Source organism: Bacillus pseudomycoides DSM 12442, assembly GCF_000161455.1.
GTDB classification, from domain to species: domain Bacteria; phylum Bacillota; class Bacilli; order Bacillales; family Bacillaceae_G; genus Bacillus_A; species Bacillus_A pseudomycoides.
In genome coordinates this window covers 681,865-693,844 of the sequence record NZ_CM000745.1, presented here as the reverse complement: position 1 = coordinate 693,844, position 11,980 = coordinate 681,865, and the positions used below count along the sequence as shown (strand labels likewise).

The 11,980-nt window shown below is 34.7% G+C and carries 11 protein-coding genes and 1 pseudogene; 3 read left to right on the top strand and 9 right to left on the bottom strand.

All coding sequences use genetic code 11. From position 1 onward, the window contains the following. Positions 1 to 96: 96 nt before the first annotated feature. The 3 genes from BPMYX0001_RS03545 (at position 97) to BPMYX0001_RS03535 (ending at position 4,394) form a co-directional block, all read left to right on the top strand. The gene (locus BPMYX0001_RS03545; RefSeq protein WP_033798647.1) at positions 97 to 1,752 is read left to right on the top strand and encodes a Na/Pi cotransporter family protein; all 1,656 of its coding nucleotides are present in this window, start codon (positions 97 to 99) and stop codon (positions 1,750 to 1,752) included. A gap of 629 nt (positions 1,753 to 2,381) precedes the next feature. Next, the gene (locus BPMYX0001_RS03540) at positions 2,382 to 3,794 is read left to right on the top strand and encodes an LCP family protein (protein WP_003195393.1); all 1,413 of its coding nucleotides are present in this window, start codon (positions 2,382 to 2,384) and stop codon (positions 3,792 to 3,794) included. Between the two features lie 159 nt (positions 3,795 to 3,953). Then, complete coding sequence (locus tag BPMYX0001_RS03535; protein ID WP_033798646.1) at positions 3,954 to 4,394, top strand: hypothetical protein; 441 nt, start codon at positions 3,954 to 3,956, stop codon at positions 4,392 to 4,394. Positions 4,395 to 4,506: 112 nt separating this feature from the next. On the opposite strand, the gene BPMYX0001_RS03530 is transcribed toward BPMYX0001_RS03535, so the two are convergent. From BPMYX0001_RS03530 to BPMYX0001_RS03490, 9 genes and pseudogenes are all read right to left on the bottom strand, one after another. Beyond that, entirely contained in the window at positions 4,507 to 5,286 is a 780-nt protein-coding gene (locus BPMYX0001_RS03530; protein WP_033798645.1) for a sulfite exporter TauE/SafE family protein, read from the bottom strand. Between the two features lie 45 nt (positions 5,287 to 5,331). Then, a complete protein-coding gene (locus tag BPMYX0001_RS03525; protein ID WP_006093618.1) occupies positions 5,332 to 5,811 on the bottom strand; it encodes a DsrE/DsrF/DrsH-like family protein in 480 nt (159 codons plus the stop codon). Between the two features lie 90 nt (positions 5,812 to 5,901). Then, on the bottom strand, positions 5,902 to 6,198 hold the full coding sequence (locus tag BPMYX0001_RS03520) for a rhodanese-like domain-containing protein (protein WP_006093617.1): 297 nt from the start codon (positions 6,196 to 6,198) through the stop codon (positions 5,902 to 5,904). 14 nt (positions 6,199 to 6,212) lie between these two features. Next, positions 6,213 to 6,580: pseudogene (locus BPMYX0001_RS29220) on the bottom strand (rhodanese-like domain-containing protein). Between the two features lie 60 nt (positions 6,581 to 6,640). Then, on the bottom strand, positions 6,641 to 6,868 hold the full coding sequence (locus BPMYX0001_RS03510) for a sulfurtransferase TusA family protein (protein ID WP_003195379.1): 228 nt from the start codon (positions 6,866 to 6,868) through the stop codon (positions 6,641 to 6,643). Between the two features lie 30 nt (positions 6,869 to 6,898). Next, entirely contained in the window at positions 6,899 to 8,029 is a 1,131-nt protein-coding gene (locus BPMYX0001_RS03505) for an MBL fold metallo-hydrolase (RefSeq protein WP_006093616.1), read from the bottom strand. 176 nt (positions 8,030 to 8,205) lie between these two features. After that, a complete protein-coding gene (locus BPMYX0001_RS03500; RefSeq protein ID WP_003195373.1) occupies positions 8,206 to 8,469 on the bottom strand; it encodes a metal-sensitive transcriptional regulator in 264 nt (87 codons plus the stop codon). A gap of 197 nt (positions 8,470 to 8,666) precedes the next feature. Continuing rightward, positions 8,667 to 10,331, bottom strand: coding sequence for a CoA-disulfide reductase (cdr, locus tag BPMYX0001_RS03495; RefSeq protein WP_006093615.1), 1,665 nt, complete (start codon positions 10,329 to 10,331; stop codon positions 8,667 to 8,669). Positions 10,332 to 10,713: 382 nt separating this feature from the next. Continuing rightward, positions 10,714 to 11,976 (bottom strand): neutral/alkaline non-lysosomal ceramidase N-terminal domain-containing protein, encoded by a 1,263-nt coding sequence (locus tag BPMYX0001_RS03490; RefSeq protein WP_018782364.1) that lies wholly within the window; start codon positions 11,974 to 11,976, stop codon positions 10,714 to 10,716. Between the last annotated feature and the right edge of the window lie 4 nt (positions 11,977 to 11,980).

Below are 11,980 nucleotides of genomic sequence, written 5' to 3'. Positions count from 1 at the left end.
GTAAATTTAATGTAAAGTTTACATTGATATCATTTACACCACCTCAAATTTTAGTTAATAATTACACCGTACATGAAATTTTAAGGAGTGAAATGCGTGGAATTTAATGTTCAAGACATGATCTTCCAGTTTATTGGTGGATTAGGTATTTTCTTATTTGGGATTAAGTACATGGGGGACGGTCTGCAACAAGCAGCTGGTGATCGCCTACGTGACATTCTCGATCGTTTTACAACTAACCCACTTATGGGCGTACTAGCAGGTATGTTAGTTACCGTACTGATTCAATCTAGCTCAGGAACAACCGCTTTAACAGTTGGACTTGTAAGTGCTGGATTTATGACACTAAGACAAGCAATTGGTGTTATTATGGGTGCTAACATTGGTACGACCGTTACAGCATTTATTATCGGAATTAAAATCGGAGAATATGCTCTTCCAATTATGGCAGTTGGAGCAATCTTACTATTCTTCTTTAAAAATAAAAAAGTACAATCTCTTGGACAAGTCGTATTCGGATTTGGTATGTTATTCTTCGGTTTAGAATTAATGAGCACAGGTATGAAGCCACTACGCTCTTTAGAATCATTCCAAGAATTAACTGTTAGTATGAGTAACAGCCCAGTCCTAGGAGTTATCGTAGGTACAATTTTTACATTAATTGTACAAAGCTCAAGTGCAACAATTGGAATCTTACAAGAATTATTCGGCCAAGGTGCAATCGATTTAAAAGCTGCTCTACCTGTACTGTTTGGTGATAATATCGGAACAACAATTACCGCTGTATTAGCAGCGATTGGTACTTCTATTGCAGCAAGGCGCGCAGCATTAGTACACGTTATCTTTAACATAGTTGGTACCATCATCTTTACAATTTTATTAGTACCATTTACAAACTTAATTCAATATTTCCAAACATCGTTACACTTAAATCCAGAAATGACAATTGCTGTTGCGCATGGAACATTCAACGTAACGAATGCGATTATTCAGTTTCCATTCATTGCAGTGTTAGCGTGGATTGTAACAAAAATTATTCGCGGAGAAGATGCCGCTATTGACTTTAAACCGCAGCATTTAAATCCAATCTTTATTGAACAATCTCCTGCTATCGCCTTAACAGAGGCACAAAAAGAGATTATTCGTATGGCAGAGTTCTCATTACATGGCCTAAAAGAAGCAACTCAATTTTTAAATACAAAAGAAAAGAAACATGCTGATATGGCAACTCAACTAGAGGGTGCTATTAACAACTTAGATAGAAAAATTACGGAGTATTTAGTGCTACTTTCTGAAAAACCACTTTCACCAATGGATTCCGAAAAACATTCTGTCTTAGCGTCTGTTGTCGGAGATATTGAACGCGTTGGCGACCATGTAGAAAACGTTGTAGAACTTGTGGACTCCCAAATTTCTAACCGTGTCACACTATCAGATGAAGCAATGGCGGAACTAAATGAAATGCTTGAACTAACAATTTCAACATTACAAGATGCAATTGGAGCTTTAACAAACTTCGACACTGAACTTGCACAAACGGTCATTACGAAAGAACGTAAAATTGACCAAATGGAACGTGTATTACGTAAGCGCCACGTGCTACGCCTGAATGAACGTAGTTGCTCAGGTGATGCAAGCATCATCTTTATTGATATGGTAAGTAATTTAGAGCGTATCGGTGATCACGCTGTAAATATTGCAGATGGAGTTTTAGGGGAACAAGGAAAAGTTGCATTAAAACAAACACTATAATACAAATTGAAAAAACTGATATAAAATCTTTCTTTTTTGGTGAGAAAGAGCGTCCGTCCTTGCATAGAAGCGGTCAGGGTCTTTTTTAGCCCCATGACGAGTGAAAACAAAGAGAGAAAACGAGTACAGGTCTCCTTTTGTTTTCATAGCAGCGACTTATATGCCAACAAATCAAAATGGATTTAATCGAGTAGAAGACATGGCAATCCCATGTCTTCTATCACTTTATAATTGATTTTTTTCCTTTTCATTTATAAGAATTGCTCGAAATGATGTATGATTTATTATGTCTATCTCCTTTACTCCTAACAAACAGTTTTTTCACTTCATTATATAAGGCCTATAGAAGAATGTAATATAATCTTCCTCTTGAACATATTTCAACAAATCTTACTTCTTTATTATTTTTTCATAATATGTATTTCTATTTCTAATACGACAAATTATAATTGTTCTATTGCTTATTCTCCTAAAATTCACTTTACGAAAGGCGGAAAAATCTGACTTTTCGTGAAATAAATCGGATTTTAGCGAAATGTAAATGATTTGTAATGTTCTTTTTCGCTAACATTCATTATAATTAGGTGATATGAGTATCGTATTTCAATCCAAATGAAGGAGTATATGAAATGGATCAAAACCCATCTTTGCAAGAAAATACACGAAATAATAAGAAAAAAGGAAAGAAAAAAACAAAAATCATTCTAAGTGCTCTCTTATTATTTTTAATAGTAGGAGGCGGTTATACTTGGTTTTTAGTAAATAAAGCATCCTCTGCTGTTTTTAATGCCGCCCACGATTTAGCACGCGGTGATAAATCAGATTTACGTGATAAAGCAGTTAAACCTATTTCTAACAATGTATCTGTATTAATCATGGGCGTTGATGAAAGCGATGTCCGTGGCAAAGAATACGGTGCTGCTATAAGAACAGATGCAATGTTACTTGCAACTTTTAATAAAGATAGTAAAACTGTAAAACTTTTAAGTATTCCACGAGACACATATACTTATATCCCAATAGAAAAGAAAATGGATAAAATTACGCATGCACATGCATTTGGTTCGGCTAAAAATGGAAAAGCTGGTGGCCCGCAAGCTAGTATTGATGCGGTAGAAGATTTACTCCACGTTCCTGTTGATTACTTTGTAAAATTCAACTTTAAATCATTTATAAAAATTGTGGATGATTTAGGTGGTATTGAAGTAGACGTTCCTGTTGAATTTACTGAACAAGATAGTAACGATAATGCAGGTGCAATCCACTTGAAAAAAGGCGTTCAAAAATTAAACGGTGAAGAAGCTCTTGCTCTTGCTAGAACACGCCATATTGATAGTGATGCAATGCGTGGTCAACGTCAACAACTTGTTATCGAAGCCATTCTGAAAAAACTAACAAACATTGATTCTGTAACAAAAGTTGGAAATATTATTGATCACATTAATGGACAATTCGTTACAAACTTAACATTCGATGATATGTTATCATTCTATAAATACGGTTCAGATTCTTCACTTGAAAAATTACAAATTAATGGTAAAGATTGTTATATGTCAGCTGGTGATAAAGAATGCGGTCGTGCAAGTGATGGTGGTACGTATTATTATGTACCAGTAGAAAAAGATTTAGACGATTTAACAAAACAACTTCGTACTCATCTTGGACTATCTGAGTATAAGAAAGTTGATTCTGATGATAAAGAGAACAAGAAAAAAACAAGCTCTGAGAAAACAAAAGATACGAAACAAGATAACGATAATCGTCAAAATTCTACTAACCAAAAAAGTAACAATGACGATGAAAACGTAAAGACCAAAACATCATCGAATGAGAAAACAAAAGATACAAATCACGATAGCGATAATCGTCAAAATTCTACTAACCAAAAAAGTAACAATAACGATGAAAACGTAGAGACCAAAACATCATCGAATGAGAAAACAAAAGATACAAATCACGATAACGATAATCGTCAAAATTCTACTAACCAAAAAAATAACAATAACGATGAAGACACAGAGACAACATCGAATAAAAATTAATAAAAAACCCAGCTCTATAGAGATAGAGCTGGGTTTTTATACACCCTAATATAATTTTGAAAACAACAAAAATTCTAATTTTTTTAACTATCAATTTCAATATCTTTAAATTATAATAAAAGGTAGAGTTATATTCTAATTAACAGGAGGCACAAACATATGAAAGCCGCAGTAAAGCATAACGTTTCAGACTTTAAAGATTATCTACAATCCAATGAAATACATATGGAAGAAAACATAGATGAGAATGATGGCTCTGTATTTTTTTCAGTAAACTTAGAAACAGAGAGTGGTGCAAAAGTTCGTCTTATCGCTGCCTTTCATAACGAACATCCTACTGTCGATATATATTGCTTCAATCTCGCTCAAGTTCCTGATTCAGCTAAGAAAAGCGAAATATTGCATTTAATCAACGAACTAAATACAGCATATAGATTCGCAAAATTCACAATTAGTAACAGCGACTCCATTGATATTTCAACTTCCCTTGTATTTACAGAACCATACTTTAACCCTGCCCTTGTATTTGAGCATACTAGACTATTATATAAAGCTGCAAATGATGAATATGAAAGATTAATGAAACTTATTTGGGCTTAATAACTTGAACGCCACTGGTTCTCCAGTGGCGTTCTTACATTCTTTCTATACTAGCCTTCTTCTTAAAATATCTATCCAGTAATATCTGGTAATACACTTCCCAAAAATCATATTACAATGCGATATCCATCCAAATTTTAATAGATGTTGAAACAATCAATATCGCTAATATCCACTGCAATATTTTTTGATTTAACCTCTTCCCTACACTTGCTCCAAGCGGTGAAGCAATTAAACTTGCAATCGCGATCATTATAGACGGCAGTACTACCACTTGTCCTGTAGTTACTTTTCCAATTGTAATCCCGATAGATGAAATAAAAGTAATTGCTAATGAAGTTGCAATTGTCATATGTGTAGGGATTTTAAGAATGACAAGCATAATTGGCACAAGTAGAAATGCACCACCTGCTCCAACAATACCAGAAGAAGTACCTACGATAAATGCTAAAACACTAGCTAATCCTTTATTATACGTCAATGCTTCTAAAGGAAGCTCGCTGCGATTTTTTTTCGGAATAAACATCATAATAGCTGCTATCGTAGCTAAAATAGCATATACAATATTAACTTGCCCTGCATCTAATACTCTTGAACCTAGACTCCCGACAAAACTTCCCACTAAAATACTCGTTCCCATATATAATACCAATGTTTTATTTATATAACCGCTTTTCCGATAAACCCATACACCTGCAAATGCTGCGAAAAACACTTGAATAGCTGTAATACCACTTACTTCATGTACCGTATAACCAGTAAACCCTAATAGCACAGGAATATATAAAATCATCGGATAATTAATAATAGCACCGCCAATACCAACCATTCCTGATATAAATGAACCAGCAAAACCAATAAGAAAGATTACAATCATAAAACTGAAGCTCATCTTTATTTTTCCCCCTTCTAAAAAGAAGGCATTCTTTAATTACCTTTAAATAAATAGATTCACATTCCCATCAGAAGCATCTGCTAGATAAGCTGCCACACCAGCGAATTCAACATCTTCCATAATCTCTTCTTCTTTTAGTCCTAATAAATCAACTGTCATTTGACAAGCTACAAGCTTAACACCTTGCTCTTTTGCCATACCAATTAAATCTGGAAGCGGCATAGCATTGTGCTTTTTCATAACATGCTTAATCATTTGAGGGCCCATACCGGCAAAATTCATTTTAGATAATCCCATCTTATTTGCACCGCGAGGCATCATCTTTCCAAACATTTTCTCTAAGAAGTTTTTCTTTACTTTTACATATTCATCTTTTCGAAGTGCATTTAACCCCCAAAACGTATGGAAAATAGTCACCTCTTGCTCATACGCCGCTGCACCATTGGCAATAATATAAGCTGCCATCACCTTATCGTAATCTCCACTAAACAAAACAATCGTTGTTTTTTTCTTTTTCTCCATGTTAACTCCCCACCTCAATATACCTATGCGGGTATTTTGTGAAATATACAAAAGCCTTTATTTATAAAAGAACCCTGCGTGTACTCCGTATTATTCTATTTTACCTTCCCAATCTAACATACCACCAGTCATATTTATAACTCCAAAACCATAGCTTTCTAAAAACTGAACAGCTCGTGAACTTCTCCCACCAGAGCGACACACCATAATATACTCTTTGTTTTTATCTAATTCATGCATGCGAAATTCCAACAGGCCAAGTGGAATATGAATAGCTCCCGGAATTTTCCCTTCCATCACCTCTTCCACTTCACGAACATCAATAACGTGTAATACTTCATGATTCATCAATTTATTTTCTAATTCTTTTGCTGTCATTTCTTTCATTTTTCATTTCCTCCTTAATTCCAAGCATTCATACCACCTGAGACATTCGTAATATGTTGAAAGCCTAATTTTTTTAACATTTTTGTTGCTTGTTTACTTCTCATTCCACTTTGACAAATTACAATTACTTCTTTGTTTTTATCTAAATGACTCGCTTTTTGTGCTAACTCATTTAATGGGATATTCTGAAACCCTTGAATATGATTCCCTCTAAATTCACCAAGTGTACGAACATCAATAAATTGTTTATTTTTTTATTCATCTCCGTCTTTAGTTCTTTCCCGTTTATATTTTTAACTCCTTTAACCGGTAAAAAGCGAGAAATGATAAACCAAGCAACAAGTATAGTTAAAACAATATTGAATACTACATTTGCACTCATACACCATCTCCTCCAATCTTTCTCTATACAATTCGTATCCGTAGAGCAGGTCTTTTTGTTTTACGCCTTTTTAATCCAGAACTTCAGTACACCATTTTCTTCCGTATGCTGTAGTACTTCGTGTCCACCTGTTTTTGACCAAGCTGGAATATCCTTTATTGCACCTTTATCTGTTAAATGAACCTCTAGCACTTCTCCAGATTGTAAAGCTTCCATAGCTTTTTTTGTTCTTACGATTGGCATTGGGCATGCTAAGCCTTTCACATCTAATACTTGTTTTGCATTCATATTCTATACCTCCAACATATTTTTTTATTATTAATCGTGCACCGCACAGCGGTTTGGACCAATTTCCATTTCACGCTCTTCTTCTACACTTGGATTGATTTTCCCCATATTCGTCTGACGAATATCTTGATATGCATTCGGCTGTGGCGGTAAATTTTCTGTAACTGTTTTTCGAAACTCCAACTCATCTTCAATATTTAATCCTGCATTTCGTTTAAATAGATCTTTCAATTTTGCACGAACCCGCCCTTGCTCATCCAATTCGCTTACTTTCGAATAATGCGCTGGTAAAACAATCAAATCTTGAGATAATGTTTTATAACGTTTATATAAAGTGTTACGCAAATCACTTACCCAGTCTTCCGCTTTGCCCGCAAGATCCGGACGACCAATAGAATCTACAAATAAAATGTCACCTGATAGAAGATAAACATCATCTACAATGAATGATGTACTTCCAATTGTATGACCTGGTGAATAGATCGTCTCAATAGCAATTTTTGTTTCTCCCACCTGAATGACAATCCCTTCAACAAGTGGCTCATAAGAAAAAACAACTTCTTCAGCATCTTTTGGCGGTAACCAATACGTACCTTTCACCTTCTGTGCTAACTTACGACCACCAGAAATATGATCGGCATGTAAATGTGTATCCATAACGTTTGTAATCATAGCACCTTGTTCTTTTGCAAACTCCTCATATGCTTCAATTGTTCGTATAGAATCAATGACTACAGCTTCCCCATTTGAAATAACCATATAGGACAAACATCCTTTTCCAAGACGGTTAAATTGATACACGCTGCCACCATCTTTTAAATCCCCTACTTTAATCGGCTTCACATATTCACTCCAAGCTTTCATACCACCAGCTAAATAATAAACATTTTTCAAACCAGCCTCTATAAGTTGCTCAGCAACAAACTTGGAAGAGCCTTCTTTCGCACATACAACAAGAATATCTTTTTCCTTTGGCAACTCTTCCAAGATGCTTTCTACGCCTTCTAACAAATCAAAGTATGGTTTATTAATAGAAGAAACTTGTTTCCCTTCAATTTTCCAATCCATATAATCCACTTCATTACGAACATCTAAAATAAATAATTCTCCAAATAAAACTTTCTCAGCAATATCTTTCGCTTGTAATCCTATAGCACCCACTACCTTACCCCCTATGGTATAAATTTTGTTAAAAAAATTAAAAGTTAACTGCCCTACTCAAATTTTTTCTTATTCTTTTTCTGTAGTAGCTTACCACTACATCACTCAATATACATATACCTGTACGGGTATGTTGAAATGCTTTTTAAAATCTGTCAACACATTCGTTTGACAGATTATCTGCTTTTCACAAGCAGTTGTACAGCCTCTTTAATTAAATCTTCATTTGATGTATCGCCTTTTTCAAATTGTTCTCGCAAACAGTTTTCCAAGTTCGTTCCTACAATTAATCCAATTGTGCGATCCATAGCAGAGCGAGATGCTGTTAATTGTGTAATAACCTCTTTACAATCTTTTTCTTCTTCAATCATTCGAAGTACACCGCGAATTTGTCCTTCAATTCGCTTCAACCTATTTTTAATATCTTGATTATATTCCAACGTGCTATCACCTCAATACTTTAATAGACATGCTTTATCTAAAAAAAATGTCTACTGCACCAGATTGTAGTAAAATTCTTACTTGAATTTACAACCTCATCATATACCCTTCAGGGTATTTTGTAAAGCCATATTTTTATATTTAAAATTAATTCCTACTATATTACCTTATATTATTAGCCACAGCCCCTAATATATTAATATACAATGCAGTTTGGTAAAGCAGTTGCATACAATTTAAAACCACCATCTACATTCTTCACCTTATATCCTTTTTCCATTAACATACGTGCAGCAACATAGCCTCTCATACCTAGCTGGCATGTAATATATATTTCTTCATTTACTGGAATTTCATCCAATCTTTCACGTAATTCATCTAATGGAATATTAACTGATCCCTTAATCATCCCTTGTTTCAATTCATTTGGTTCACGAACATCAATTAAATATCCACCTTTTTGGGCAATATGATTAATTTCATGCCACTGCACTGTATCTACAAGCCCTTCAATCATATTACTTGCAACATACCCCACCATGTTTACTGGGTCTTTTGCAGAAGAATACGGCGGTGCGTATGCTAATTCTAAATCTGGTAAATCCATTACCTTTAGCTTAGCTTTCATTGCCGTCGCAATTACATCAATTCGTTTATCTACACCGTCACGCCCAACAGCTTGTGCACCATAGATTTCTCCTGATTCTTTATTAAAAAGCAATTTTAATAAAATTGGATATGCATTTGGATAATAACCCGCATGAGAATTCGCCTGTACATGCACTACCTCATAGGGTATATTTAAACGCTGCAATACCTTTTCATTTACTCCTGTTGAAGCAACCGTTAATTCAAATACTTTTGCAATTGATGTTCCCATCGTCCCTTTGTATACAGACTCTGTATGCCCATGAATGATATCCGCTAATAGACGACCTTGCCGATTTGCTGGCCATGCTAATGGAATCATTGTCTCTGTTTCTGTTACAAAATCTTTTACTTCAATCGCATCACCAATGGCATAAATAGATGAATCAGACGTTTGTAGTTTTTCATTTACTTTAATTGTCCCGCGTACTCCAAGTTCTAGTCCTGCTTCTTTTGCCAAGCTACTCTCTGGCTGGACACCGATAGACAGAATTACCATATCAGTATTGATTTTCGAACCACTTTTTAAGCGTACGACTGCTCCGCCTTCTTCAAAAGTATCTACTCCATCTTCTAAAATGAGCTGAACACCATGCTTTTTCATATGTTCGTGTACATATGCTGCCATTTCATAATCAATTGGCGGCATTACTTGATTTGCCATCTCAACAAGCGTCACATCAATTCCTTTTTCTCTCAAGTTTTCTGCCATTTCAACACCAATAAATCCTCCCCCAATAACAGTAGCATGACGTGGTTTCTTCTCATCAATATACCCTTTAATGCGATCTGTATCTGGTACATTTCGTAATGTAAACAACGTTTTTGCTGTTTCAATTCCTGGAATAGGCGGTACAATTGGTTTAGATCCTGGTGAAAGAATTAAAATATCATAAGACTCTTCGTATGTTTCATTTGTCATTACATTTTTCACAACAATTGTTTTTTCTTCCTTATTAATTTTTATCACTTCACTTAAAACACGAATATCTAAATGAAATCGCTTTGACATCTTTTCAACAGTTTGCACTAACAACCTCTGTCTCTCTTGAATCACACCACCAATGTAATATGGTAACCCACAGTTTGCAAACGAAATATATTCGCCTCGCTCGAACATAATAATTTCATCCTCTTCACTTAAACGACGAAGACGTGCTGCTACTGATGCTCCTCCTGCAACTCCACCGACTACAACAATTTTTTTGCTCATCTTTTCATAACCTCCACGATTATTTTCATTTAACTTTTCTTCTTTTTACTTACTACATATAAATATACAGGACATTAAATTACATATACCCGTATAGGTATATAATAAACACAAAAAAATATAATGACAATATATAAAGCTCAAACTTTATACTTGTTCGCAAAATTGAAACAAGCTTGGTATGAAAAAAGCCACTGGTTTCCCAGCGACTTCACACATATTTCTATCATAAAATCATACTACGCTTGCTTTTAGCTTCGCAAATTCGTTTGAAATAACATCATTTATTTTAAGTAAAATATAGAACAAGAGCTCAGATTATTTCTAAGCTCCTACTATTGCTACTAGACTCTTTTTTATTCCACTACAGCCCCAAGTTATTTTATTTATTGTATAGCTCCATAATTCTGTTCACAATCAACTCAGCAGTATTTTCTTCTGGTGGCATTAATAAGTTTGTAGTTGGTCCATACACTACAGGATTCAATTCCACTTCATATCCTCCATATGTATATTCCTCTTTTGTTGGTAAATAACCAAGATAGCCATTCGTATATCCACCAAAAAAAGCTAGTTCATTGTTTAGATTTTCTTTAATAGCTAGAGCTGTTTCTGAGAAAGGTTCCATCGGTATTCCAGAAAATGATCCATCATTGATCCGAAACAATTGAATTTCCAAATCAATTGTTAACTGTTTAATATTTTCTTTATGCTTAGCTACAACGACTTTAAGCCAGTCATCAGTATTAACCCCCCACTGCTTTTCAGCTAGTAGTGCCATTCTTTTTATCTCTTCAGGTTCAGGAATTTCCTTTAATTTCATTTGTAGTGTAGTTGAAATAATTTTCAACTTCGAAATGGGGTTATAAGTAATTGTTGGCAACATGGTTAGGACGTTTCCACTCAATATGTAAGCCATTTGCTTTAATGCATCCTCTGAACCACGATATTTTGCATTAATGTTTCCAGCTGCCCCTTGGACAATTGCTACAGGGCAGTTAAGCGTCCGTTCAAGAATCTCCCTTGTCACGCCTGGGTAATCTGCTGATAACCTATCACTATCTGACTTTAATACGTTAGGATGTGCAGTGCAAAAGACAATGATTCCCGTTAAGTTCTTTGTTTTATCGTTTCTAATTGCTAAAACGCCAATTCGTTTATCTACAACACCATTTATGTTTATACCCATCTTTACTTTTCCGTCAGATGTTCTTTCTCTTCGATTTACTCCTATTTCACCCGTAGTTACATTCCACCCCACCTCTGATAATTGCATATTATCATTCGCAATAACGGATCCTTTAATTACATTAGTGATTAAAATCGTTTTATAAGACTTTACTAAACTATCATTGCCGACTGTTTCGGGACCAGAATGGGTATGAGTATAAACAACCGTTATGTTTTCAAATGAAACATTCAGCTCATTTGCTACTTGTTCTCGAATGATTATTGTATCTTCTATTAGCATTCCTATATTATCAATGCTAATAAATACCGCCTTTGTTTGATTATTTTCAAACACATATATTGTTGCATAAATGCGTTCTTCAATATTACTAATTCCCGTTTCCCTATGATATCCAATAAAATCAATACCTAAAGGAGGTGTAATATCCACCTTACATACCCCTACTTTACTCATTTGA